Origin of the sequence: Streptomyces sp. NPDC005438, from assembly GCF_040606315.1 — a bacterium.
GTDB lineage: Bacteria > Actinomycetota > Actinomycetes > Streptomycetales > Streptomycetaceae > Streptomyces.
In genome coordinates, this window is record NZ_JBEXEP010000002.1 from 106,496 (window position 1) to 131,378 (window position 24,883).

The 24,883-nt window shown below is 71.3% G+C and carries 19 protein-coding genes and 1 pseudogene; 6 read left to right on the top strand and 14 right to left on the bottom strand.

Translation table 11 applies throughout. The annotated features are described in order from the left end of the window. Positions 1-4 precede the first annotated feature (4 nt). A complete protein-coding gene (locus tag ABZT14_RS05240; RefSeq protein WP_356297321.1) occupies positions 5-874 on the top strand; it encodes a glycosyltransferase family 4 protein in 870 nt (289 codons plus the stop codon). A 274-nt stretch (positions 875-1,148) separates the two neighbouring features. Here ABZT14_RS05240 and ABZT14_RS05245 read toward each other — a convergent pair. The 8 genes and pseudogenes from ABZT14_RS05245 to ABZT14_RS05280 all read right to left on the bottom strand — a co-directional run. Then, a pseudogene (locus ABZT14_RS05245) lies at positions 1,149-1,298 on the bottom strand (IS5/IS1182 family transposase); the annotation flags it as partial. Between the two features lie 390 nt (positions 1,299-1,688). After that, on the bottom strand, positions 1,689-1,856 hold the full coding sequence (locus ABZT14_RS05250; RefSeq protein WP_356297324.1) for a hydrophobic protein: 168 nt from the start codon (positions 1,854-1,856) through the stop codon (positions 1,689-1,691). Positions 1,857-2,166: 310 nt separating this feature from the next. Beyond that, on the bottom strand, positions 2,167-2,340 hold the full coding sequence (locus tag ABZT14_RS05255) for a CsbD family protein (RefSeq protein ID WP_356297327.1): 174 nt from the start codon (positions 2,338-2,340) through the stop codon (positions 2,167-2,169). Between the two features lie 527 nt (positions 2,341-2,867). Then, positions 2,868-3,632 (bottom strand): succinate dehydrogenase iron-sulfur subunit, encoded by a 765-nt coding sequence (locus ABZT14_RS05260; RefSeq protein WP_356297330.1) that lies wholly within the window; start codon positions 3,630-3,632, stop codon positions 2,868-2,870. Continuing rightward, complete coding sequence (gene sdhA, locus ABZT14_RS05265) at positions 3,632-5,386, bottom strand: succinate dehydrogenase flavoprotein subunit (RefSeq protein WP_356297333.1); 1,755 nt, start codon at positions 5,384-5,386, stop codon at positions 3,632-3,634. Before sdhA ends, ABZT14_RS05260 begins: the two co-directional genes overlap by 1 nt. Positions 5,387-5,405: 19 nt before the next feature. Beyond that, on the bottom strand, positions 5,406-5,861 hold the full coding sequence (locus tag ABZT14_RS05270; protein ID WP_356297335.1) for a succinate dehydrogenase hydrophobic membrane anchor subunit: 456 nt from the start codon (positions 5,859-5,861) through the stop codon (positions 5,406-5,408). A 6-nt stretch (positions 5,862-5,867) separates the two neighbouring features. Continuing rightward, the gene (gene sdhC / locus ABZT14_RS05275; RefSeq protein ID WP_356297338.1) at positions 5,868-6,248 is read right to left on the bottom strand and encodes a succinate dehydrogenase, cytochrome b556 subunit; all 381 of its coding nucleotides are present in this window, start codon (positions 6,246-6,248) and stop codon (positions 5,868-5,870) included. Between the two features lie 232 nt (positions 6,249-6,480). After that, on the bottom strand, positions 6,481-7,068 hold the full coding sequence (locus ABZT14_RS05280; RefSeq protein ID WP_356297340.1) for a 2-oxo-4-hydroxy-4-carboxy-5-ureidoimidazoline decarboxylase: 588 nt from the start codon (positions 7,066-7,068) through the stop codon (positions 6,481-6,483). A gap of 277 nt (positions 7,069-7,345) precedes the next feature. On the opposite strand from ABZT14_RS05280, the gene ABZT14_RS05285 reads away from it, so the two are divergent. After that, positions 7,346-8,956 (top strand): glycoside hydrolase family 20 protein, encoded by a 1,611-nt coding sequence (locus ABZT14_RS05285; protein WP_356297343.1) that lies wholly within the window; start codon positions 7,346-7,348, stop codon positions 8,954-8,956. Between the two features lie 127 nt (positions 8,957-9,083). Here the strand turns inward: ABZT14_RS05285 and ABZT14_RS05290 are convergent, their stop codons facing one another. The 3 genes from ABZT14_RS05290 to ABZT14_RS05300 form a co-directional block, all read right to left on the bottom strand. Then, the gene (locus ABZT14_RS05290; protein ID WP_356297346.1) at positions 9,084-10,493 is read right to left on the bottom strand and encodes a lamin tail domain-containing protein; all 1,410 of its coding nucleotides are present in this window, start codon (positions 10,491-10,493) and stop codon (positions 9,084-9,086) included. A 256-nt stretch (positions 10,494-10,749) separates the two neighbouring features. Continuing rightward, positions 10,750-12,882, bottom strand: a complete 2,133-nt coding sequence (locus ABZT14_RS05295; protein ID WP_356297349.1) for a toll/interleukin-1 receptor domain-containing protein — start codon at positions 12,880-12,882, stop codon at positions 10,750-10,752. 191 nt (positions 12,883-13,073) lie between these two features. Then, positions 13,074-13,859: a hypothetical protein gene (locus ABZT14_RS05300; RefSeq protein WP_356297351.1), complete on the bottom strand. Its 786-nt coding sequence runs from the start codon at positions 13,857-13,859 to the stop codon at positions 13,074-13,076. Positions 13,860-15,217: 1,358 nt separating this feature from the next. Between ABZT14_RS05300 and ABZT14_RS05305 the strand changes: the two genes are divergently transcribed. Next, entirely contained in the window at positions 15,218-15,886 is a 669-nt protein-coding gene (locus ABZT14_RS05305; protein WP_356298517.1) for an RNA polymerase sigma factor, read from the top strand. Next, complete coding sequence (locus tag ABZT14_RS05310) at positions 15,886-17,103, top strand: hypothetical protein (protein WP_356297353.1); 1,218 nt, start codon at positions 15,886-15,888, stop codon at positions 17,101-17,103. The genes ABZT14_RS05305 and ABZT14_RS05310 overlap by 1 nt, the downstream gene beginning before the upstream one ends. 876 nt (positions 17,104-17,979) lie before the next feature. On the opposite strand, the gene ABZT14_RS05315 is transcribed toward ABZT14_RS05310, so the two are convergent. Continuing rightward, positions 17,980-18,828, bottom strand: coding sequence for a L,D-transpeptidase family protein (locus tag ABZT14_RS05315; RefSeq protein WP_356297356.1), 849 nt, complete (start codon positions 18,826-18,828; stop codon positions 17,980-17,982). 2,383 nt (positions 18,829-21,211) lie between these two features. Between ABZT14_RS05315 and ABZT14_RS05320 the strand changes: the two genes are divergently transcribed. After that, on the top strand, positions 21,212-22,621 hold the full coding sequence (locus ABZT14_RS05320) for an amidase (protein WP_356297359.1): 1,410 nt from the start codon (positions 21,212-21,214) through the stop codon (positions 22,619-22,621). A 7-nt stretch (positions 22,622-22,628) separates the two neighbouring features. Here ABZT14_RS05320 and ABZT14_RS05325 read toward each other — a convergent pair whose 3' ends face one another. Together ABZT14_RS05325 and ABZT14_RS05330 are read right to left on the bottom strand one after the other, a co-directional pair. Next, entirely contained in the window at positions 22,629-22,991 is a 363-nt protein-coding gene (locus ABZT14_RS05325) for a VOC family protein (RefSeq protein WP_356297362.1), read from the bottom strand. A gap of 78 nt (positions 22,992-23,069) precedes the next feature. Beyond that, the gene (locus ABZT14_RS05330) at positions 23,070-23,807 is read right to left on the bottom strand and encodes an FCD domain-containing protein (protein WP_356297365.1); all 738 of its coding nucleotides are present in this window, start codon (positions 23,805-23,807) and stop codon (positions 23,070-23,072) included. Positions 23,808-24,208: 401 nt separating this feature from the next. Between ABZT14_RS05330 and ABZT14_RS05335 the strand changes: the two genes are divergently transcribed. Then, positions 24,209-24,799, top strand: a complete 591-nt coding sequence (locus tag ABZT14_RS05335) for a gluconokinase (protein ID WP_356297368.1) — start codon at positions 24,209-24,211, stop codon at positions 24,797-24,799. The last annotated feature ends 84 nt before the right edge of the window (positions 24,800-24,883 follow it).

Below are 24,883 nucleotides of genomic sequence, written 5' to 3' on the forward strand. Positions count from 1 at the left end.
GATCATGGAACAGGCGGGACGGCGGCTGCGCCTGGCCGTCATCGTCCACATGCCGCTCGCCATGGAACAGGGCCTGGACGCCGAGGAGGCGCTCCGCCGCGAACTCGACGAGGCGTGGGCCCTGCGGCATGCCCACAAGATCGTCACTCCCAGCACCGCGGTGTCGCTGTACACGGTCCTCAAGTACGGTCTGGCCCCCGGACGGGTGCAGACCGTACGGCCGGGTGTGCGCCCGGGTGGTGTACTTCGGGAGCTGGCACCGGGCACGGACGGGACCTCGTTGCTGTGCGTCGCCAACATCACTCCGGTGAAAGGCCACACCGACCTCGTGTATGCCCTGCGCCAGGTCGCCGACCTGCCCTGGACCTGTGATCTGGTCGGCGGCACCGTCCAGGCGCCGCAGTACGTCACGGAACTGCGTGAACTGATCCGCGAACAGGGCCTCGCCGGCCGGATCACCCTGCGCGGTCCCCTGGCTGGAGCCGACCTGGCCCGTGCGTACCAGACGGCGGACGTGCTCCTGCTGCCCTCCCGGTGGGAGTCGTTCGGCCTCGTCACGCAGGAGGCCATCGCCTCCGGTGTCCCCGTGATCGCGTCCCGCGTCGGCGGCATTCCCCAGGCCGTGGGCGGCGACATCCGGCACGGCGAGCACCCGGCCCTGCTCCTCCCGCCAGGTGACGTCCACGCGTGGACCGAAGGTATACGCCTGTGGCTCACGGCACCGGCACTTCGTGACCGGATGCGCACAGCAGCCCGTGACCGACGCAGGCAGCTGCCTGACTGGCGAGACACAGCGGCTGCCGTCGCGCCCGCATTCCCGGCGTCCCCTTTCCCGCCCGAGGCCCAGCTCGGTACGGCCGGAAGGAAACCCTGAGCTGCTGGATAGAGATCACCTTGGTGCCGCTCAGTGCAGTCGAAGGTGCTCAGCCTGGCGCCGTTCTCTCCGCCCCCGCGTCCGGCCGGTGAACCAGACGAGACCGGCGGAACGTGGAGCCGATACGCCGCTGGAGATCACACACGGTCACCGGCAGGCTGGGTTCCACGGAGAACTGGTGACAGTTGAATACGAGAGCCCACCAGTATCGACCCCCAGCCCGTGATCGTCCGGCTCCACGGCGACGCTTCCGGGCGGCTCCTTCTGGAGACCCCCCTTTCCGGGCACCCACGGCGTGCTGGTGCGCCCGGGCCACGGTGGAGTCCACGTCAACGTCCCAGGTGATCAGATCGTTGTCATCCGCGCGGGCCTGCGGTGCGGTGAAGATCCTCTGCCAGGTGCCGTCCCGCTGCCAGCGGCGGAAGAGGTCGTACGAGCGCATCCATGGCCCGTATGCCGTCGATCAGCCGCCGGCGTGACCACACAGGTGGCCGCGCCGGCTTCTTCCCCTTCGGCGACAGCGGCTCCAGCACCGCCCCTTGCTCGTCCGTCAGACCTCCACACAACACGAACCAGGATCACGGCATGACCAGGACCCACTTTCGAAGCACGCCCCAGGCGCGACGTTCGGATCACCGCGAGGCTCTCGGGCCCTGGCGGCGCCCTGGCCGCCTGTCGCCGTGGCGGTCGGGGTCGCCCGACGCGTTCACTGACCTGCGAGGGCCAGCGACAGGGCCCGGGGCCACCGCACGAGGGGTGGGAGGTCCCGGGCGTACCCCGGAACCTCCCACCCCTCGCTGGGCCGTCGGCGCGGCTACCAGCGATACCAGCGACCCTTGCGGCCTCCCGTGGCGGGCCGGATCACAAAGCCCAGCAACCACACGGCCAGTACGATCACGGCCAATATCCACAGTGCCTTCATCGCGAATCCGGCACCGAAAAGGAGAAGGGCCAGCAGAAGAACGACCAGCAACGGAACCATTGTTGACCTCCGAACAACTAGGTAGCCCCCACAGAAACATCACAGGACTGAACCTCGCTGTGTACTTCCTGTTTCCCGCCTCCATGAGAAGGAGGCCGGAAAACCCCGGAGGCCGCGAACTCACCCGGCAATCCACACGATTTCGCCGGGTGAATCCACACGACCCGCTCTCGGGATACGGGAGAGGATTTCCCTACGTACACCACCAGCACCCCGAAGGGATCACACCAGGTCAGCGGTGTTACTCCGCTCCTGTGCGCCCTGTTCACGAAAACTGTTCACGAAAAGGGGGAGGGGTGCGGTGGAAAGATCACCTCTTGAAAGCGTCCTTGGCCTTCTCGCCGGCCTGACGCATATCGCCCTTGGAGCGCTCCGCGCGACCCTCGGCGGTCATTCGCTCGTTCCCCACCGAACGCCCGACGGTCTCCTTGACGGCGCCCTTGACCTGCTCCATCTTCGCGGTGGTCTTCTTGCGCTCAGTCATTGTCACGACCTCCCGGCGTAGTGTTTTCCTCTGACGGTCAGCCGTCTTCCCGTGGCACCTCCACGCAAACACGCGACCGAAAAACCAACCGGCCGTGAGCTTGCCCAAGACCCCCTCCACACCCGGGAGTTGCCAGCTCACCGGCGGTGCCGCGGGACGCCGAGCCGCGCCGAACAGCGCCGAACCGCACTGAGAACACCGGAGGAACGCCGGGGACGCCGGGGATGCCGTCGGAGAGAACCGGGGACGCCGGGGACGCCCCACCCCCGTAACGGGCCGGAGGGCCGCGCCCCTTCGGCGGGTGGCCGCGCGCGCCGCCGCAGCGGGTGTCGTCACCCACCCTCGGCGTCCGGCCGGTCGGTCGCGCGGTCGGCGGTCCCGCTGGCCCGTGTGCGCCAGCCGGTCGCCCGGCTCGCTCGCGTACGAAGCGCCCTGGAGGGGGAGGTGGCCGGCCCCGGACACACCTCGGCTCCACCACCCCCGTGCGGGGGAGGCGGAGCCGAGAGGGGAACGCCGGTCGGGGGAGGTCAGAAGCGCCGGGTGATCAGCGCCCGCTTGACCTCCTGGATGGCCTTGGTGACCTCGATGCCGCGCGGGCAGGCGTCCGTGCAGTTGAACGTGGTGCGGCAACGCCACACCCCGTCCTTGTCGTTGAGGATCTCCAGCCGCTGTTCACCGGCCTCGTCCCGGGAGTCGAAGATGAAACGGTGGGCGTTGACGATCGCCGCCGGGCCGAAGTACTGCCCGTCGTTCCAGAACACCGGGCAGGAGGTGGTGCAGGCCGCGCACAGGATGCACTTGGTGGTGTCGTCGAAGCGCTCCCGGTCCGCCGCCGACTGCCGGCGTTCCCGGGTGGGTTCGTTCCCGGTGGTCACCAGGAACGGCATCACGTCCCGGTAGGCCTGGAAGAACGGCTCCATGTCGACCACCAGGTCCTTCAGGACGGTGAGGCCCTTGATGGCCTCCACGGTGATCGGCTTCTGCGGGTTGATGTCCTTGATCAGCGTCTTGCAGGCCAGCCGGTTGCGCCCGTTGATCCGCATGGCGTCCGAGCCGCAGATGCCGTGCGCGCAGGAGCGACGGAACGTCAGGGTGCCGTCCTGCTCCCACTTGATCCGGTGCAGGGCGTCCAGCACCCGCTCCTTGGCGTCGATCTCCAACTCGAAGTCCTGCCAGTGGGACTCGTCCGACACCTCCGAGTTGAAACGGCGGATACGGAAGGTCACCGTGATCATCTGGCTGGCGCCCACCTCGCTGTCGGCGGCGGGCTTCTCCACGGTCGCTGTGCTCATCAGTACTTACGCTCCATCGGCTGGTAGCGGGTCGTGACGACCGGCTTGTAGTCGAGGCGGATGCTCTCCCTGCCGGTGGAGTCCGTCTCTCGGTAGGCCATGGTGTGGCGCATGAAGTTGACGTCGTCCCGGTTGGGGTAGTCCTCGCGGTAGTGGCCACCGCGCGACTCCTTGCGGGCCAGCGCCGACACCGCCGTCACCTCGGCCAGCTCCAGCAGGTTGCCCAGCTCGATGGCCTCCAGCAGGTCGGTGTTGAACCGGCGCCCCTTGTCCTGGACGGACACGTTCAGATACCGCTTGCGGAGCTGGCCGATCTCCTCGACCGCCTCCTTCAGCGTCTGCTCGGTACGGAAGACCATCACGTTCTTGTCCATGGTCTCCTGCAGGGCGGTGCGGATGGCCGTCACCCGCTCGTTGCCGGAGGCGTCGCGGAGGTTCTCCACCATCTCGACCACCTTCGACTCCGGCTCCTCCGGCAGCTCCACGAAGTCGTGCTGCGCGGAGTACTCGGCGGCGGCGATGCCCGCCCGGCGCCCGAACACGTTGATGTCCAGCAGGGAGTTGGTGCCCAGCCGGTTGGCGCCGTGCACCGACACGCAGGCCACCTCGCCGGCCGCGTACAGGCCCGGCACCACCGTGGTGTTGTCGGCCAGCACCTCGCCGCGCACGTTGGTGGGCATCCCGCCCATCGCGTAGTGGGCGGTGGGCTGGATCGGCACCGGGTCGGTGTACGGCTCGATGCCCAGGTACGTACGGGCGAACTCGGTGATGTCCGGCAGCTTGGCGTCCAGCTGCTCCGGCGGCAGGTGGGTCAGGTCCAGGTAGACGTGGTCCTTGTCCGGCCCACACCCCCGACCCTCGCGGATCTCGGTGTAGATCGCCCGCGACACCACGTCCCGGGAGGCCAGGTCCTTCATCACCGGGGCGTACTTCTCCATGAAGCGTTCGCCGTCCCGGTTCCGCAGGATGCCGCCCTCACCACGGGCGCCCTCGGTCAGCAGGATGCCCATCTTCCAGATGCCGGTGGGGTGGAACTGGAAGAACTCCATGTCCTCCAGCGGCAGTCCACGGCGGAACGCGGCGGCCTGCCCGTCACCGGTGAGGGTGTGGGCGTTGGAGGAGACCTTGAAGAACTTGCCGTTGCCGCCGGAGGCGAAGACCACGGCCTTCGCCTGGAAGACGTGGATCTCGCCGGTGGCCAGCTCGTAGGCGACCACACCGGCGGTCTTGCGGACCCCGTCCTCCTCGCCCATCAGCAGGTCCAGCACGTAGAACTCGTTGAAGAACTCCACGCCCTCCTTCACGCAGTTCTGGTACAGCGTCTGGAGGATCATGTGGCCGGTACGGTCCGCCGCGTAGCAGGAGCGGCGCACCGGAGCCTCACCGTGGTTGCGGGAGTGGCCGCCGAACCGCCGCTGGTCGATGGTGCCGTCCGGGGTCCGGTTGAACGGCAGGCCCATCTTCTCCAGGTCCAGGACCGAGTCGATGGCCTCCTTCGCCAGGATCTCCGCGGCGTCCTGGTCGACCAGGTAGTCGCCGCCCTTGATGGTGTCGAAGGTGTGCCACTCCCAGTTGTCCTCCTCGACGTTGGCGAGGGCGGCGGCCATTCCGCCCTGCGCGGCGCCGGTGTGGGAGCGGGTCGGGTACAGCTTGGTCAGCACGGCGGTGCGGCTGCGCTTGGTGGCCTCGATGGCCGCGCGCATCCCCGCGCCGCCGGCGCCGACGATGACGGTGTCGTACTTGTGGATCTTCATGAGTGCGAGTCCTCAGCCCTCAGCGGATGTTCGGGTCGAAGGTGAAGATCACCAGCGTGCCCAGCAGGACGGTGAACACCGTCGCGGTGTACAGCAGCATCTTCAGCCAGAAGCGGGTGTTGTCCCGCTCGGCGTAGTCGTTGATGACGGTGCGCAGCCCGTTGGCGCCGTGCAGCATGGCCAGCCACAGCATCACCAGGTCCCAGGTCTGCCAGAACGGTGAGGCCCAGCGGCCCGCCACGAAGGCGAAGCCGATCTTGCTGACGCCGCCGTCCAGCACCAGCTGGATCAGCAGGTGCCCGAGCACCAGCACCACCAGCACGATCCCCGACAGCCGCATGAACAGCCAGCCGTACAGCTCGAAGTTGGTGCGGGTGGACTTCGGGGTCCTCCCGGTGCGCGCCCGGGGCGGCTCGATGACCGGGGCCGGGTTGTCGACGCCGTACCCCTGGGGTTCGGTGATCTCAGTCGCCATCGCTCATCACTTCCCGAACAGCGTGTGCAGGGTGTGCTGCAGTACGGGGTAGAACGCCCCGGCCATCAGCACAGCCCACACACCGATCACGGACCACAGCAGCTGCTTTTGGTAGCGGGGCCCCTTCGACCAGAAGTCCACGGCGATGACCCGCAACCCGTTCAGCGCGTGGAAGAGAATCGCCGCCACCAGGCCGTACTCCATCAGGTTGACCAGGGGCGTCTTGTACGTCGCGATCGCGGTGTCGTACGCCTCGGGGGAGACGCGCACCAGCGCGGTGTCCAGCACATGCACGAGCAGGAAGAAGAAGATGAGGACGCCCGTGACTCGATGAGCCACCCAGGACCACATGCCTTCCCGGCCGCGATACAGCGTTCCAGCCGGCACGGATTCAACCCTTCCGAAAAGTGGGGGATCAGGGGCCAGCCGGCTTCGTGTCGGTCGGGCCCGGCCGGCTACCGTCCACCGGCCGCGGCCATCGTATCGACACCGTGTCGGCACTCCGCCCCGGGGAGGGGCGGTGTGATCGATCAGGCACCCCCACGCTAGCCGTTTGTCCCTACTCGCCGGTCTTCGGCCGCGCCGAACAAGCGCACCGTAGGCCCGCCTGCGCGTTCCGCTACCCCTCGGTCACCAGCGCCCGCAGCCGCCCCAGGGCGATCCGCCGCAACTCCTCCTCCGTCACCAGCCACTCCGACTCCGCGTCCAGAGCCAACCGCTCCCGGATACCCGCCAGCACCTGGTCCAGCCGCTCGCTGGGCCCGAACCCGTCCAGACAGATCACGAACCCGTGCCCGAACCGCCGCTCGTACGCCGCGTGCGCCGCCCGCAACGCCGTGTGCGCCGCCAGGGTGCTGGGCCCGCCCGGGGCGTCCAGGGTCCACGCCCCCGGCCCACCCACCAGGTGCGCCGCGCCCGCCGACCCCGGCAGCAGCCGGTCCGCCGACTCCCGGGCCAGCGCCCGCTTCAGCTCCGCCGGCCCCAGGTCCTCGCTGGCCTCCCGCCCGGCCGCCCACAGCACCTCCGTACTCGGGTACGGCCGGTGTCCGGCGACCAGCCGGGCCCACCGCTCGCTGCCCAGGCACCCCATCAGCCACTCCTCGGCCTCGCGCGCCGGCGCGAGGTTGAACCGGGACAGGTCGACGGCTCCCGTGAGGGGCGCGCACCCCTCCTCGGGCGGCGGGGGGTGCGGGGACTGGAGAGTCATGACGTAACGGGGCTCCTGCTGCTGACGGTTCCTGCGTCCGGTGCCGGTCCGGGGCGCTGTCGGACGTCCACCGGGGCGGCACCCCACGCGGTCCGGCGCCGCCCCGCTGGGCGAAGCCGGCGGCAAAGGTGCGCTCACGGTAGTGACCTCCTGGGCGAAAACCGTGCAGGTCGCCCGGTTTTTCATCCGTTAGGGAGCGGTGACCCGCACCCCGTCGACGACACGGGTACGTGACCGGGCGTCATACGAGTGCTCCGGGCGACCTACCGTGGCTCCCATGGGACGCTTCTGGACCCGAAAGACGGTCCTTCTCGCCGTGGGGGTTGTCGCCGCCCTCACCATCGTGCTCGTTGTCACACTCGACCTCGGCGGCGGTACGGACGACGGCCCCGCCGGCAGCGGGGGCTCGCCCACCAGCTCCACCCCCAGCCACACGCCCCGCCCGGCGGGCCCCGACGAGGCCGGGCCGGCCCCGTCCACCATCCCGGCCGTACAGAAGTGGCGCCCCGAGATCGGCAAGGGCTGGAAGCCCGACCGCGACCGCTCCCGCGTCGTCGCCGACTCCCAGGGCCCCGCCGTCGACGAGGCCCGGCTCCTCGCCCGCGAACTGGGCCTCAAGGCCTCCTCGGGGCCCGCCCGTGACGGGGACGTCGAACTGGTCGTCGACCCCGAGGCCTCCGGCATGAGGGAGAGCTACCAACTGGCCAGCCGCGCCGGACGCGTCACCATCACCGCCCCCGACGACGCCGGCGTCTTCTACGGCACCCGCACCCTGCTCCAGAGCGTCCGCGCCCAGGGCCGTGTCTCCGAGGGCCTCGTACGGGACCGGCCCGACCGGCCGCAGCGCGGTTTCATGCTGGACATCGCCCGCAAGCACTTCAGCGCCGACTGGATCGCCGACCGCATCCGCGAGATGGGCGACCTCAAGCTCAACCAGCTGCAACTGCACCTCTCCGACGACCAGGCGTTCCGCGTCCAGAGCACCCGCCACCCCGAGGTCGTCTCCGACCCCCACCTCACCAAGAAGCAGGTCCGCGACCTGATCCGGCTCGCCTCGTCCCGCCACATCACGGTGGTCCCCGAGATCGACAGCCCCGGCCACCTCGGCGCCGTACTCAAGGCCCACCCCGACCTCCAGCTGCGGGACACCGCCGGGCGGGCCACCCCCGGCGCCATCGACATCGCCAACCCCAAGGCCGCCCGGCTGGTGGACTCCCTGCTCGACGAGTACGCCGACCTGTTCCCCGGCCCCTACTGGCACCTGGGCGGCGACGAGTACCAGGCACTCACCCGCTCCAACCCCGGCGCCTCCTACCCCGGGCTCGCCCAGGCCGCCCGCCAACGGCACGGAGCCGGGGCCACCGTCCAGGACCTGGCCACCGCCTGGCTCAACGACCGCGCCAAGACGGTCCGCGCCCACGACAAGACACCCCAGGTGTGGAACGACGGAATGCACCGGGGCGGCGTGGTCAAACCCCAACGCGACCGCCAGGTCACCTACTGGACCGGCACCGAGTACGGCGCCCGCCAGCCCGAGGAGTACCTCCGCGAGGGCTGGAAGGTGGTCAACCTCAACGACAAGTACCTGTACTACGTCCTCGGCGAACCCAACCAGTTCACCTATCCCACCGGCGAGGCCATCTACCGCGAGTGGACCCCCGCCGTGCTGCGCGGCAGCAAGGCCGTACCGAAGAGCCTGTCCGGCCCCGACCGCGTCCTGGGCGGACGCTTCGCCGTCTGGTGCGACCTCAAGGACGCCCAGACCCCCGAGCAGGTCGCCCGGGGCATCCGGCTGCCGCTGATGGCCACCGCGCAGAAGCTCTGGGACCCCGGCACCCCGAAACGGGACTGGGCCGACTTCCGCGCCCTCGCCGACAAGGTGGAGTGAGCCCGTAGGACCCACGGCGGGCCCCGGTCGGTCACGCCGTCACGCCGGTGAACCGGTACGCCGTGGTCCCGGCCTCCTGGTGCGAGGCCGGGACCACGGGCGGGTACGGACGGTGGGGCGGGCGCGCTCAGCAGTCGACGCCGCCCCGGCGCAGGGCGTGGCCGTCGTCGTTGGAGTCGTCGGACCAGTAGACCGGCTTGGAACCGTTCACACAGGCCTCGGCGCCGGAGAGGGCGAAGCCCTCGTTGTTGAGGTTGGGCATCCCGCCGGGGCGCTCGTAGGCGGCCGTGACGGCGAAGGTCCCGCTGTCGTCGACCTCCAGGGTGCGGTGCTGGCCGGCGCAGGTGTCGTCACAGACCGCCCACAGACGCTTCGCCTGCGGCTCCCACTGCACCTCCATCACCCCGGGCAGCCCGCTACCGAAGGAGGTGACCCGGGTGAAGTCGCCGGAGTCCTCCAGGACATAGCCGTAGACCATGCCGGTGCTCTCGGCGGCGACGAGGAACACCCCGCCGCTGTGGGCGCCGTAACGCCCCGGGTCGTAGGCCTCCCCGGTGGACGCGTCCTTCAGGCCGGCGTCGGTCAGGTGGCCGTCGGGGACCCAGGTGATGCCCTCCAGACCCAGGTTGGGGTCGGACTCGGGCAGGTCGGAGGTCAGGTCCCACTCCCGGGTGGCCGTCAACGAGGAACCGTCCGCGCCGGGTTCGTACCGCAGCACCGACGGACGGCTGGTGTCGGGGTCGTCGCCGTCCCGCTCGCTGGCCACGAACACCCCGCCGTCCGCCCCAGCGTCGGTGAGGGTCACGCCCTCGCTGTCGGGGGCGCCGGAACCACCGGGAAACCGCAGGGACTTGCCCGAGGACCAGCCCCCGGAGGAGTCCGGCTTCCAGCCGTCGGAGCCGTCAGGGACCAGACGCCACAGCTTCCCGCTGTTCTGCGCGCCCCACAGCACCTCGCCCTCCTGGTAGAGGCCGCTGAGGTCCTCGCCGAACACGTCCGCCGCGTCCGCCGTCGTCACCTCCTCGCTCCCGGGCCACGGCTTCGGGGCCGTGTCGTCGCAGCTGTTGGCGCCCCCCAGGGTCACGGCCGCCGCCTTCACCAACTCGCCGGTGCCGTCCGGGCAGCGCGACCAGGACGGGTCGGAGTGCTCGCCCCAGGAGACGCCGTCCACCAGGGTCTTCCCGTCCGGTCGGTAGAGGCGGGCCTCGTCCTCGGACCCCAGGCCGAACGCCTCGTGGACGTCGAACGCCTGGTACCCGCCCGGAGCCAGCGTGGTGCCGGAGGGGATCTCGAACGCCGAGTCGTCCCCGTCGTCCCTGAGGATCCAGCCCGACAGGTCGACCGCGTCCGTACCCCGGTTGTACAGCTCGATCGAGTCCTCGACCCCGCCGGTGGTCACCACCTCGTTGACGCTCACCTCCTCGGCGGCGGCCCGGGCCGCCGGCACACCGGTCAGCGCCCCCGAGGCCAGCAGCGGACCGGCGACGAGGAGGCCGGCGAGGACACGGCGCCAACGGCGGGTGAGCGATCTGGTCACAGAAGATCCGTTCCTACGTCGAGAGGGACAGTTCCTGTCATGGACAGGGCGGGCGGCCCGACGGTCGCGCCCCCGATCGAACAGCATCCCCACCCCGGAGGCAACGGCGGGTGAACGACCGGCGAACACCACCCCGAGCCCCCACCACCCCGAGGGGGAAGGGGCGTTGGACGGACCGGTACCCCCGTCCGGCAGCCAGCCCTCGGCCCGCCCGGGCACGGCAGGGCCCCCGCGACCCACCCGGAGCGGATCCCCGTCACGCCACCCCACCGGACGTGGCCAGCAGATCGACACCGCACAGGTCGGCGAGTTCCCGGGCGGCCGAGGTGAGCGGCTCCCGCAACTCGGCCAGATCCGCGCGCATGGCCGGGGCGAGCTTCCAACCCCTCTCGTGCTCCACCGGGCTGACGTCCGACGGCCGGTCGGTCTCATGCTCCTGGAGAGCCGGGTGCCAGGTCGTCAGGAACGGACGCAGATGGATGTTGATCAGCCGCGCGGCGACAGTGGGAAGCGTGAGAGGGGCGGCCGTCTCCGTAGCGACCCGGTGCAGCACCTCACGCGTCGTGGCGAACAACGAGTGCAGCGACGACAACGCCTCCCGCAACGAACCGTGTTCCCCGGGCAGAGGCTGCACGCCCACCCGGGTCACCAACTCGACCTGCAAGTCGAAAGCCGCGGCCCGTTCCAGCGGGTTGCCACGCGGAGACTCCGGCGCTGGCCCGGAAGCGGCCGAACCCGAACCGGTCGTACCGGCACCCGGAGACGGCCCGAGACTCCCCGGAACCAGCGTGTGCAGCAGCAGACGGCGCAGATCCTCCTGGCGCGCCACGTTGGTGTCGTAGCGGTGCACCGCACGGGCGAGAAGCGGATGGACGGTCCAGGACGGGGGACGCCGCGAGTCGTAGCGCAGCGCGCCCGAGCCACGAAGCACCTCCACGGCCTCCGAGATCAGCCCCTCCACCTCCCACGGGTCGTACGGGTCGACGGAGGACAACACGTCCTCCAAAGCCGCCTGGGACAACGGCGCCGGACAGGCGAGCGCCAGCAGACGCAGGACGTCCCCGGCCGCGTCCGTACCGGAAAGCGGCCTGGGCAACAGTGCCGTCGCCAGAGGACGGCGAGCCGGAACACCGTCACCGGACACGGCACGGACGGCCAACACGTCCGGGCTGCGGGCGTGCAGGCGGTTCCTCACCTCCACGAAATCCCCGGTGGCCGAAAGATCGGCGAGCAGGTCCAGCGCCTCTGGATGGCCCCCCAGATCACGGACTAGCGCCAGAGCCGCCGCCCGGTCCAGATCCCCCTGGGGCGCGCGGCGGGAGGTGAGGAGGCGGTAGCCGTCCGCATCCGACAACGGGGCGATGTCCACACACTCGGCGAAGGACGAGTACCGCAGGGACCGGGTGGTGATCAGCGTCGCCGTGAGCATGTGCGGGCCCCGCAGCAGGTCCAGCTGCTCCACGCTCAACCCGTCAGGAACCCCGTCCACCACCCACAGACACGGTGCGTCACGTTCCCCCAGCGTGACCGCGAGATGGCTGAGCAGCCCGGGCAACGACGACCTCGACGAGGAGCCCCGCAACGCCGCCAACACCGTGGAGACCTGCTCCGCGTAGGACTCCATCGCCTCCGAGGGCGCCCCCTCGTACCGGTGGAGATCGAACCAGAACACCCCACCGGGAAAGGCCGAACTGAAATGCAGGGCGTATTCCTGCGCCAGCAACGACTTGCCCAGCCCCGGCATACCCCGCAACTGCGCGCTACGCCCACCACTGGTCTGAGCGATCAACGGAGCACGATGCCGGTGGAGAGCCGTGTGAAGGCGCCACTGCTCGGCCAGGCGCCCGATGAAACGAATCGAACCCGTACGGGCCGGAGCCGGCAACCACGGTACGCACGGCGCGTCCGCCGCGTCGCCCATGAAGCCGGCCACGGTGTCCACGTACGCGGCCACACGCGCGGCGAGACGGTCCAGCTCCGCCGAGGCGGTGGGCCACGGCCAGTGCCGGGCGTCCCGCAACTCCACCGGATGGACGTGCTCGGAAGAGGACTCCGGGTTCAGCACCAGCGTCCGACGACGAGGATCCCCCTCGCGCTGCCCGGTCAGATACGCGTACGTCAACTCCCACTGGCACGCCCGACGTTGCGGATAGTCCGCCGAGTACACGGCGAGCAGCACCCGGGAGTTGGCCAGCGCCTCGGTGATGGTGGCGGTGATGGAAGCGAAATCGTCCACCGCCGTGTCGTCGACGAACACCCGCAGACCACACGACTGGAGCGCGGACGTCAGCGCGTGGACCCTGCCGGCGTCAGACCGGCTGTAACTGATGAAAACATCCCACTCCGGCGCGGAGCCGTACTCCGGTGCGGAGACGCCGGGCGTGATCATCTCCGCCTCCTCGTGGGAACCTCAGCCGACGGACAACAACCCCTCCACGCCGAGGCCGAGAAATCGACGGGGGGGGGGGTGAGCAGATGGCCTGGTCGTTCCGGGGCGGCCCATGACGCCCGCTCGGTGAAGATCGTCACCCCGTCATCATGCGACACCACGCTCACCGCCCGACGAGGTCGGGCGAGGTGTCACACCCGAGGCGTACGGCCCGACCCAGAACCCGACCCAGGGCCCGATCCGGCGTCCGCCCCATCCTGCCGGGGCACTCTGGAGCCGCTCCACACCGAACGGTCCGACGGGCGCAGGTGCCGCTCTGGATCACGGATACCCGCGATCTCCCCCAGCCCCACCACATACGGCCGCAACCGGGCCTGCAACTGACGCAGCTCCTCGCGGAACGCGGCGTTCTCCGGCCACTCCGACTCGTCCCGCTCAGGATGGTGCTCCTCGAACTCCCTCAGCCTCGGATGCCACCTGGACAGAAACGGAGCCAACTCGAAGTTGAGCATGTCCAGGGCCAGTTCGTACACCGAGTCACCCCTGGCGGGAGGCGGAGGAGTCGCGTGCCCCTCCAACGGCTCCCGATAGAGGTCGAACAGGATCTTCAACGACGTCAGGGCCTCCCGCAGGTTCCCGCTCCCGTCGTCCAACGGACGCGTGGCCACCCGGGTGGCGGCCTGGAAGAACATCCGCTGCGCCGCCTGACGCATGTCCGTCTTGGTGGTGAACGACATCTCGTTGCCCAGGAGGACCAGACGAACTTCCGTCAGCTGGGCGGACCTTCGGTACAGCTCCAGACCGAGAGCCACCGCCACACCGATGAGACACCCCACGATGATCGACAACCGCTGCCCACCAGTCTGGCTGATCGCGTACGCGGCGATGCCGATCACACTGCCCGTGACACCGGCTAACACCGCGCGCAGGGCCACCCGCACCACGTCGGTGCCCTCACGCCCACTCCGCCTGGCCACTGGCCCCCCTCGTCACTGACGCGATGTCACTCTTCCCTGCCCGGCGACCCACCGCCTCAACGGCGAGCCACCTCCCGCCCCGGCCGGAGTTTCGACAACCCGCCCCGGTGAACGTGGTCATGCCACCTTAAAGGGGCTGTCGACAGGGCGTGTTCCGGCCCACGGGGACGAACGCGTCCGGTGCGCCCCTCCCGGCCGACCCACAGCTGAGGAGGAGCCCCGGGAAGTCGGGCGGCGACCACGCCCCCTCACGGCACCCGGCCCGAAACGGCCACCGGAAGCCGCCGTGACCGGTGCCCCTTGTCGGTCCCGGCGCCCCGCCGACGGGACCGACAAAGGGGACCGAACCGTCACCACCCCCGTACGGTGCGGCCCTCCACGCCCTACGGCCACCACCCCAGGACGACGCCGACTCGTACCCGGACAGAAGCCCACATCCCTGCCGCTCCCCGACGACCGGCGTTCGCGCCCTACCTCTGACGGCTCCTCTGGCGGCTTCCCTGAGGCGCACCGCGAGAACGTGACCGGAGAGCGGGCCGGGGAGGAAACCGTCACCGAACTCGGCGCCCGCCAAGGACGGACCCCGACATCCCGGGGGACCCGGGGGAGCGGTCGAAGCCCCCGTCGGTGGCACACACCCAGAGCTGCCCGCGACCGGGCTGGCCGCCCGTGACGGTGGCTCCCCTCGGGCCGGGAAGCGCCGCTCGGTGACGGATCCATGACGGCCGACTCCACCCGGCCCACGCCGTGGCCGGGGAGCGGCTCCCTGAAAGCGCTCTCCACAAGGGTGCGCCAGAAAGCGAGACGACCGGGGTCGCCACCCCCCACAGGAGAGACCCCGGCCGTCGTCGAGTACGGACCGCCACGCCAGGACGGACCCGTACTCTCCTCAGCGCCACACCCGCGCAATGTGTTACCCGCCTTTCCCCCTCCAGGTGAAAAAAGTTCTCCGCGCCTCCCTCACACCCCCCTACGGCGACGGAACGTAGCGCCCCGGACACCCCACGGGACCCCATGGCGCCACCCCCGCACCACCCGCGCATACCGGGCCACGCCCGGTATGCGCGGGCCGGACTCCGATATTCGCGACGTTTCACCTGGCATGGACTAAGGCACATACTTGGCCGTAGCGTGCTGCAACGCACCGACACCCCCAAGGGGGTGCCGACCACGACCCAAACCGTGGCCAGCGCCCACCCGCCCGGGGTGCCGGGACGCACCCCCCACGGCGCGGCGTCGGACCCCCGACACACGCCCTACGGGGGCGCCGCCGAACAACGAAGGAACGGTAGGAAAGGGCGCCCAGGCGGGCGTGGCCGGAACTGTCGCGGAATCGCGAAGTGGGGCGAGACACGGGCGTGCAGGGGGACGACGCGCAGCTAACCGCCGCGGTGCGCTCCGCACAGGCGGGGGACGAGCACGCCTTCCGTACCGTCTACCGCGCCGTACACCCCCGCCTCCTCGGCTACGTACGCACCCTCGTCGCCGACGCCGACGCCGAGGACGTCGCCTCCGAGGCGTGGCTCCAGATAGCCCGCGACCTCTCCGGCTTCCAGGGCGACGCCGACCGCTTCCGGGGCTGGACCGCCCGCATCGCCCGCAACCGCGCCCTGGACCACATACGGATGCGCGGACGCCGCCCCGCCGTCGGCGGCGACGAGAGCGAACTCGCCGGAATGCCCGCCCCCGCCGACACCGCCAACGAGGCCCTCGAAGCCCTCGGCACCGGCCACACCATGCGCCTGATCGCCCACCTCCCACGGGACCAGGCCGAAGCCGTCATGCTCCGCGTCGTCGTCGGACTCGACGCCAAGAGCGCCGCCGAGGTCCTCGGCAAACGACCCGGCGCCGTCCGCACCGCCGCCCACCGTGGCCTGCGTAAACTCGCCGAACTCCTGGACGGCGACGCCAACACCGAGACCCTGGAGCACAGTTCGTCCGAAGGAGCCGCCAGCCCCACCTCCAGCTCACGGGGCCGCCATGGCGGTGTGACGCCAAAGCCGTCCCACACGCTGAGGGAAACGTGATGCACGACCGGTACCCATGGCTCGACGAGGAGACCGCGGAGCGTTTGCTGCGCGGCCTGTCGGTCGAGGGGCCCCACGCGCCAAGCGAGGGCCTCAGACCCACCGCAGGCCCCACACACTCCACCGACCACAACCCCACCACCGGCCGACAACACCGCCACGATCCCAACCCGTCATCCCCGTCACCCTCGACGGCGCTGTCCGCGAGGCGCCTGGCCGCCGCACTCGACGACCTGGCCCACGCCCACCCGCCCGCCCCCGAGGACGGACCCGCCCTCCCCGGAGAGGAAGCCGCCCTCGCCGCCTTCCGCGAGAGCCACCCCCCAGTGGCCCGCACCCACGCCCCCCGACTCGCGGGCGCCCGCGACGCCGGCCGGCTCTCCCTCCGCCGCCGCACCCACCACCGGCTGCCCGGACTCCGCCGCCAACCGGTACGCGCCAGCCTCGCCCTGGCCCTCGCCAGTTGCGCCCTCGGCGGCGTGGCCGTCGCCGCCGGTACCGGCCTGCTGCCCACCCCCTTCGGTGGCGGCGGTACCCGGCCGGCCGCCTCGGTGGCCCCCGACCAGGAGGGCCGCGAGCTGGACCGAGGCCAGGAACAGGGCGACCCCGCCAGCCGCACACCCGGCCACGGCGACGGCAACGACAAGGGCGACAGCGGCGACTCCCACGACGGCAGTCACCCCGCCGACCCCCGCGAGGACCTGGCCGACTCCGGCCGGGACAGCCGAGACCGCCCCGGCGGCTCCGACTCCGCCACCCCCACCGAGTCCGGCGAACCGAGCGACGGGCCGGCCCGGCCCACCGCGCCCAACACCCCGCCCAAGGAACTCCCCGAGGAGGAGAAGCGGGCCATCGCCGTCGCCTTCTGCGACGCCTACGAGGGCGAACGGCTCACCCCCCTGGCCCGGCGCCAGTTGGAGCGCGCGGCCGGTGGCGAACGGGCCGTGGAGCAGTTCTGCGACGAGCACGGCGAGGACGGCGGCGACGAGGCGAGCAACGGCGGTACCGGTGACGGTGGCGCCGACACCGGCGGCGGCTCCGACTCGGGCGGGGAGAGCACCGACCCGACGAACGGCGGTGACTCCGGCACCGGCGACAAGCCCAGCAACGGCGGGGCCATCGGCGGCGACCAGGGCGACACCTCGGCCGGCGACACCGGAGGCACCCAGTCCGCCAGCCCCGAGCCCAGCGACTCATCGAACGGGGGTACCGGCTGAGGCCGCGCCACAGCACCCCCGGCTACGCCGTACACCCCGCCGCGCTACTACAGCTGTACGAGGGCAACTCCACACCACCGCACCGCTATTCGGACAGTCGGGGAGCCGTCCCGCCCGGGATCGGTTCCCAACTGTCCGTACCGCTGGGCCAGTTGGGCCCGCGTTGACCTGCGTGTCCCTCGCCCGCTCCGCCCCGAGCCCCGCTGGGATCACCCTTACCGGCGACCTCGAACGCAGGTCTGGGAAGCGACGTCCCACCAGCGGAGAAGGGCTCGATGTGAGAGACCTCTCAGCGCTAATTTTCCGAGCGGAGTGACAGTTTTTCGACGTCTGGCGCAGTATGGAGTGAGCCGACTGGTCATCGGCTGGCGCGGAAGACCCGAGGTTCCCCCCGTACCTCCGGGCTCGCGCATTGGCGCGGGTGGGGCACGTTCCCCCGGCCCCGCCCGCGCCCCTTACCTCCCACTCCTCTCCCGCCCCCTGCCGGCGCGAGATTCCTCCTGCCCGTCGTCCGCCCGCGTGGACGACGCCACGGTGCGCCCGTCGAGCGCGTCTCTTCTTCTCTCCCGCCCGGGCACCGGGTCGTCCAGGGTCACCGTCCGGCGCCGGTATCCGGTATCCGGGGGTGCCCGGTGGGCGTCCGGGTTGGAGGGGCGTGCGGCTGCGGGAGCGCTCGTCCGCCGCGTGGAGCGGTACCCCGTAGGACGCGCTCCGGCAGTGGCTCCTCGGGAGGGCCGGGACTTCGCCGTGTGGCTCGGTGGAGTGGCTCGTGAGGGGGAGCGCGGTACGGGTCCTGGCCACGGTCCGCTACGAGCGTCGCCCCCGAGGGGGATACCTCGGGGGCGACGGGGTGACTGTCGGGGGAGGGGCGGTGGCTCAGTTGTAGACGACGACGCGGTCGCCCGCGCGTACCTCGTTGAACACCTTCGCCAGCCGCTTGCGGTCCCGCACGTTCACACAGCCGTGGGAGGCGCCGCTGTATCCCCGGGCGGCGAAGTCCGCCGAGTAGTGCACCGCCTGGCCCCCGCTGAAGAACATCGCGTAGGGCATCGGGGTGTCGTAGATCGTCGAGTGGTGGTTGCGGCTCTTGAAGTCCACCTTGAACGCGCCCTCACGGGTGGGCGTGTACGCGGACCCGAAGCGCACGTCCATCGCCGACAGCACCTGGCCGTCCTTCATCCACAGCAGGGTGCGGCTCTTCTTGGACACGCACAGCACCCTTCCGGTCCGGCACCGTGAGTCCGGTTTGGCCGGTGGCAGGGTCGTCGTGGGGTACCGCTCCAACTGGGTCGGCTGGCGGGTCCGGGAGTTCAGAGCCGTACGGTCGGCCGCGCTGACCGAACCGGTCCGCGCCGTGCCCCGCTGCTTCTGGAAGGCGCTCACCGCGTCCCGGGTGACCGTGCCGTAGTACCCCGTGGGGTTCCGCTGGAACAGCCCCAACTGCAACAGCCGCGCCTGTACGTCCCGGACGGCCTCCCCCTCGTTCCCCACCGTCAACACCGGTGCGGGGGTGCTGGGTCGGGGCTTGGGAGTGCTGTAGGTCGGGGTGGGCGTGGGAGTGGGGGTGGACTTGGGCTGCTTGGGCTTCTCCGGCTTGGCGATCTCCGCCTTCTGGGGCTTCGCGGTGGAGCCCTTGGGCGCGGGGGAGAAGCTGACGGGCCTACCGCCGGTGGCCTCGGGATCGCATCCGGTGGTGACCGCGAGCACCAACGGTAAGGCGATCACCAGGAGCGCTTTGCCTGTCCTCCGGCCACGGCTGCGGTCGCCTTCGCGACGGGAACTGCGCACCATTCTCACTCCCCCAACTCCGGTCGTGCGGGCACATGTTACGCGCAGGAGCCTGCCCGCGTCTCTGGGTCATGAACCTCTGAGTCGACGCTGCCCACGGAGTGCCGAACGGCTGTGGCTGGTGTGAGTCCCGCGACCAGAGGGGTGTGCGGGAGGGGGGAGCGCGGGGGCGCCGAGAGGAGCGGGGGAAGGGGCAGGGCGCTACCGCTCCGTGCGGGCAGGGGCGAGGTCGGGCGTGAGGGGAGGTGGGTGCGGTGACCAGGGGCGACAGTGGGCCCGGGGAGAGGGGGCGTGGTGGGGGAGTCCTGGGGCGGTGGTCGTGCTGGGTGGGTGAGGGGTGGGGCTGCTGGACGGTGCCGGAGTGGGCCCGGACATGACGTGGGGGATATGAGCCGGGACGGGGACCTCGTGCAGGGGAGTTCGATTCCCGGTCGCTCTGTCCAGATGCCTGATCCAAGATGCGGGTGTTCTGCCCGGGTGTCCTGTGGGGCGGCTGCGCCCACGGTCTGGACGAGGACCTCGGCGTCCAGATGTCCTACCCGGGTGTCCTGTGGGGACTTGTGTGACTAGCCCGGGGCGCTGTGGATAACTTTGCGCACGTTTCCGGCTAGTTGTGCATGATGGGTTCTGCCGCGGTGATCTCCGGTTCAAGCACCGCACGGCCCTGGAACGGCGGCAGCCGAACCAGGGGGAACCGGGGATCGCCATCCAGGAGCAGCGCGCCTCCTGGATGGCCCTGGAGGTGGTGGCGGAGGGTGGGCGTGGGGGGAATGGGGGGCCCGGGGAACCCCCGCTTGGAATGGGAGCCGCCAGTCCCAGCCCCACATCAACCCCGTTGCCCGGGCCGCGCCCCCGGACCCACCCCGTGCCTTTGTCACGCCCCCCACCCGCCCCATGCCTGTCACGCCCACCCGCCCTGGCCCCTCGTCTGGGACCCCCCCACCCCCACGCTCACCTCGCCCCGTACCTCCGCCGGCCACCCACCAGCCCGCCCACCCTCGGGGTGACCAGGAACCCCCGGCCTCAACCTTCCGCCTCCTGCCCCCGCCACCTGCGCAAGGAGTCGCGACGAGTGCCGGCCAGTGCGGTGGAGGTCGGCCACTCGGCGGACGTGACGGTGGCGTCACGGTTGACGCGAGGTGTCATCGACCGCCCTGAGCGTGCGAGTTGAGGCGACGGTGGCGGCCGGGTGTACCGCCGACCGCCCTTTGTCGCAGGCCGTCGCTCTTTGAAACAGCGCGGTCGCAGCGCTGTCCGGGTACGGCACAGGGGCTTTGCTCCTGGGATATCCCGGCCAGGATCTTCCCTGTGCCACCGGACGAGCGGCTCGGGCGGGCGGCACATCGGACCGACCGACCCTCAACTGCCGGATGTCATCGCCCTCTTGGGCGTTGAGGTCAGGCGAGAGCGGAGCCCCGATGGTGGAGAGAACGCTGACCCCTGCCGCCGCCTCCCCGGCGGGCCACCTGGCCGCCGCCGCACGGAGAGGCGAGGGCGCGCACCGCCCACCACACCGAACCCCACTGCCTCAGCGGAGCCCGGCGGACCGGAGCGGGCGCCGCCCTCCACTCGCCCCCCTGACCTGGCGGGGCACGGCAAGCGCCGCGCGGTTCGCACCGAACCATGCCGGCGAGGTCGTCACCTGACACGTCAACCAGTACAGGTCTCCACATCGGTGCGCCCCATTCGGGGGGTGGGACGCCCCGACGGTGACCGTTGACCGAGGTCAGGTGACATGGGTACGGCCGGTACCCGGATGTTGACCACGTCCGGGGCCGGCCGTACCGCTGTTGCCGATCCCCGATCCCCGATCCCCGATCCCCGATCCCCGATCCCCGATCCCCGATCCCCGATCCCCGATCCCCGATCCCCGATCCCCGATCCCCGATCCCCGATCCCGGTGGCTCGGCCAGCTCGCCTGCCGCCCCCTCACGGCCGGCGTCGTCCACCTGCCGGCCCCCTCGGCCTGCCCCTCGCCGGTAAGCGCGCCCCCACTCCCACCACCCCCGGGTCAGGGCCCGACCCCAGGTCGCCCCGGACCCACCCCTGTCCACTTCCCCCCGCCCCCTCTGCTGAGGCCAACAGCCCCTGGGTGGGCCCCTGTTCGCCCTCCGTTCGCCCTCGGGGTCTCCGGTGGGAGGTCGGGTGGGTGGTGGTCCGGGGTGTGGTGGCCCCTCGGGCCTCCGAACGGCGCGTACTCACCGTTGCGCGGGGGACGGGCGAACCCGACAATGAGGGCTGGACTTACTCATCGGTAGCGTGTGCCGGCCGGACCTGTACACATCCGTACACGGCGGACGACGCACCGTAAGGGGGCGCCATGACCACCGAAGTCACGCCGAGCGGGCTTGTCGCGCAGGCCGAGGCGCTCGCGGAGGGGCGGGTGAGTTCCCGGACCCTGGTGGAACAGGCGTTGACGCGGATCGACGCCAGCCAACTGAGCCTGAACGCCTTCAGGATCGTGCGCCACGAGGCGGCCCTTGAGGAGGCGGAGCGGGCGGACCAGCGGTTGGAGGCCGGGGAGCGGGCGCCGCTGCTGGGGGTTCCGGTGGCCATCAAGGACGACACCGATCTGGCGGGCGAGCCCACCGCGTTCGGTCGGGCGGGCCACTTCCCGGCGTGTGACGAGGACGCGGAGGTGGTACGGCGGTTGCGCCGGGCCGGGGCGGTGATCGTGGGCAAGACCAACACCCCCGAGCTGGGCCAGTGGCCGTTCACCGAGGGGCCGGGGTTCGGGGAGACCCGTAACCCCTGGTCGATGGAGCACACTCCGGGGGGCTCCTCGGGGGGTTCGGCGGCGGCCGTGGCGGCGGGGTTGGTGCCGGCGGCCCTGGGGTCGGACGGGGCCGGGTCGATCCGTATCCCGGCGGCGTGGACCCACCTGGTGGGGATCAAGCCGCAGCGCGGCCGGGTGTCGACCTGGCCGTGGCCGGAGGCCTTCAACGGCATCACGGTGAACGGCCCCCTGGCCCGTACGGTGGCGGACGCGGCTCTGCTGCTGTCGGTGGCCAGCGGCAACCACGAGGGGGACCTGCACAAGCCGCCGGCGGTCGACCCGGTCGCGGCGGTGGGGCGGGACCCGGGGCGGCTCCGGGTGGCGGTGTCCACCGGGTGGGCGTTCACCGGTACCGGCAAGTCACTGGACCCGCTGGTGCGGGCGGCCCTGTACGCGTTCGCGGACCGGCTCAGCGCGCTGGGCCACGAGGTGGAGGAGGCGGAGCCGAACTACGGGCTGGTGGGCGGGAGTTTCCTGCCCCGGGCCCTGGCCGGTATCCGTACCTGGGCCGAACAGGTCCCCGATCCACGGCTGTTGGACCCCCGCACCCGGGGTGCGGCGCGGCAGGGCGCGCTTCTGCGGGGGCCGGCGTTGCGGGCGGCCAAGGCGGCCGAGGTGCCGTTGGGGCGTCGGGTGGGTGCGATCTTCGAGCGGTACGACGTGGTGCTGACCCCGACCACCGCGACCCCGCCGCCGAGGGTGGGGACCCTGGCGCGGATGTCGGCGGCGGCCACCGACCGGGCGATCATCGCGCACTGTCCCTACTGCTGGCCGTGGAACGTCCTGGGCTGGCCGGGGATTTCGGTGCCCTGTGGCCGTACGCCGGAGGGTCTGCCGTTGGGGGCGCAGTTGCTGGGCCCGGCCCACAGCGAGCCCCGGTTGATCGCCCTGGCCGCGCAGGTGGAGGAGGAGATGCGGTGGTACGAGCGGTGGCCGGCGGGGCGGGTGGAGTAGCCGGGGGTCAGTGGCGGGTGTCGATGACGCAGAACCGGTTGCCGCAGGGGTCGCTGAGCACGGTGAAGTCGCCGTCCTCGGGGTGGTGCGGCCAGTCGACCCGCTGGGCGCCGAGGTCCAGCAGGCGCCGTACCTCCTGGTCGCTGTCGCTTCCGGGGTCGGGGTAGAGGTCGAGATGGGTGTGGGGGAGGGCGGGTGGCGGGCTGGTGCTGAGGTTGAGGGAGAGGTTGGGTCCGTGACCGTGGGCGGGGGTGAGGACGACCCAGCCGTCCTCGGGGGGTTCGCGGGGTACGTAGTGCAGGGCGCGGGTCCAGAAGTCCATGGCGCGGGGCAGGTTGTCGACGTTGAGCACGACGGATCCGATACGCATGACTCCATTACCGGCATTGCTGGCTGGTGGCGTGCGGTTTCTCCGGGATTTCGCCGGATCGACGCCTCCGTTGTCGGTTCAGGGGGCGAGGAGGTCGAGTTCGGCCATGGCGCCGAGGGTGATCTGTCGGGTGAGTTCCTCGGCGCGGTCGGCGTCCCGGGTGCGTACGGCTTCGGCGACCTGGACGTGGAGGGTGACGGCGGCGGGGTCGGGGTCGGTGAACATCACCTGGTGCGTGGTGCGGCCGGTGAGTACGGCGGCGACCACGTCGCCGAGCCGGGCGAACATCTCGTTGCCGGAGGCGCGGAGCACCAGCCGGTGGAAGGCGATGTCGTGCACCAGGTAGCCGTCGAGTTGCTGGCCGCGTGAGGTGGCGACCATCCCCATGGCGTGTTCGGTGAGTTCGGCGCACTGCCGGGGGGTGGCGGCCTCGGCGGCGAGGCGGGCGGCGACGGGTTCGACGGCCGAGCGCAGCACGGTCAGGGAGCGCAGTTGCCGTGGCCGGTCGCTGCCGGCGAGGCGCCAGGTGATGACCTGGGGGTCGTAGACGTTCCACTCCTCGCCGGGCAGGACAGTGACGCCGACGCGGCGGCGGGAGCGGACCAGGCTCATGGACTCCAGGACCCGCACGGCTTCGCGGACGACGCTGCGGGAGACCTGGTGTTGTGTGACCAGTTCGTCGGTGCGGAGCACGGTGCCGGGCGGCAGTTCGCCGGAGGTGATGGCCGGGCCGAGGGTGTCCAGCAGTCGCGCGTGCAGGCCGTGGGCCCGGGGCCGGTCGGGGGGCGGGGGCTCCTCGCTGGGTCGTTCCGTCATGCGTGTCCCGTTCGTTCCCCGTGTGTCCTGCGGTCGGTGCGGTGGTCGCGCGGTGGCGGTGTGTCCGCCGTGTGGCCGTGGCGCGAAGGCGTCAGCCTACGTGCCGGGTGCCGGGTGGTGGCCAACTCCCTTGTGGGGGGCGGCCGGTGGGCTGGCCGGGGTCTCGCTGGTGGGCGGGTGTCCGGTGCGTGCGGGTGGCTCGGGAATCCCGTACGCCTCCACCAGTTTAAGTATGACTTTTTTGGTCCTCCTCCTTGAACGGGTCTGACCTTTCCGGTTGAGTGTGCCGCGGCCATACCGGCCCCACGGGGTGGGACGACCCCGAGGGCGCGGGTGGCCGCCCGGGCCCGGTGTGCCCGGACACAGGTGAGACCGCTGGGGAGGGCTGCGAGGTGGCCGTGATGACCGAGGGATTCCCCGACCGGGGGGTGGCCCCGACCGGGGAGCCGCCGTTGCTGGTGGTGATGGGTGTCTCCGGTACCGGGAAGTCGACGGTGGGCGCCCTGCTGGCCCGCGAACTGGCGGTGCCCTACGCGGAGGCGGACGACTTCCACCCCCCGGCCAACATCGCCAGGATGGCGGCCGGCACCCCCCTGACCGACGAGGACCGTGAACCGTGGCTGGCGGCGATCGGCGACTGGCTGCGCGGCCGTCGGGGGCGTGGCGGGGTGGTGAGCTGTTCCGCCCTGCGGCGCCGCTACCGGGACGTGCTGCGTACCGCCGCCCCCGGGGTGCGGTTCGTGCATCTGCGGGGTGAACGGGCGCTGATCGACCGGAGGTTGGCCGGCCGGCTGGACCACTTCATGCCGCGCGCCCTGCTGGACTCGCAGTTCGCGACCCTGGAGCCCCTGGAGCCGGACGAGGCGGGAACGGTGCTGGAGGTGTCGGCCGGGCCGGCGACCCTGACCCGTCGGGCGCTCCGGGCGCTGGGCCTGCCCGCTGACCCGGAGTCGCCGGGGCGCCGGCCCCCGGGTGACGCACCGGACCGCTGACCCTTCCCCCGGCGGCCCGTGTGGTCCCGGCCGACCCGGTGGCCGCCGTGGGTGTGGAACTTCCCCCGACCCCAAGGAATGAGC

Coding starts and splice junctions, on each gene's coding strand:
- ABZT14_RS05240 (WP_356297321.1), top strand. CDS start 5: ATGGAACAGGCGGGACGGCGGCTGCGCCTGGCCGTCATCGTCCACATG.
- ABZT14_RS05250 (WP_356297324.1), bottom strand. CDS start 1,856: ATGGTTCCGTTGCTGGTCGTTCTTCTGCTGGCCCTTCTCCTTTTCGGT.
- ABZT14_RS05255 (WP_356297327.1), bottom strand. CDS start 2,340: ATGACTGAGCGCAAGAAGACCACCGCGAAGATGGAGCAGGTCAAGGGC.
- ABZT14_RS05260 (WP_356297330.1), bottom strand. CDS start 3,632: ATGAGCACAGCGACCGTGGAGAAGCCCGCCGCCGACAGCGAGGTGGGC.
- sdhA (WP_356297333.1), bottom strand. CDS start 5,386: ATGAAGATCCACAAGTACGACACCGTCATCGTCGGCGCCGGCGGCGCG.
- ABZT14_RS05270 (WP_356297335.1), bottom strand. CDS start 5,861: ATGGCGACTGAGATCACCGAACCCCAGGGGTACGGCGTCGACAACCCG.
- ABZT14_RS05280 (WP_356297340.1), bottom strand. CDS start 7,068: ATGACTCTCCAGTCCCCGCACCCCCCGCCGCCCGAGGAGGGGTGCGCG.
- ABZT14_RS05285 (WP_356297343.1), top strand. CDS start 7,346: ATGGGACGCTTCTGGACCCGAAAGACGGTCCTTCTCGCCGTGGGGGTT.
- ABZT14_RS05295 (WP_356297349.1), bottom strand. CDS start 12,882: ATGATCACGCCCGGCGTCTCCGCACCGGAGTACGGCTCCGCGCCGGAG.
- ABZT14_RS05310 (WP_356297353.1), top strand. CDS start 15,886: ATGCACGACCGGTACCCATGGCTCGACGAGGAGACCGCGGAGCGTTTG.
- ABZT14_RS05320 (WP_356297359.1), top strand. CDS start 21,212: ATGACCACCGAAGTCACGCCGAGCGGGCTTGTCGCGCAGGCCGAGGCG.
- ABZT14_RS05325 (WP_356297362.1), bottom strand. CDS start 22,991: ATGCGTATCGGATCCGTCGTGCTCAACGTCGACAACCTGCCCCGCGCC.
- ABZT14_RS05330 (WP_356297365.1), bottom strand. CDS start 23,807: ATGACGGAACGACCCAGCGAGGAGCCCCCGCCCCCCGACCGGCCCCGG.
- ABZT14_RS05335 (WP_356297368.1), top strand. CDS start 24,209: ATGACCGAGGGATTCCCCGACCGGGGGGTGGCCCCGACCGGGGAGCCG.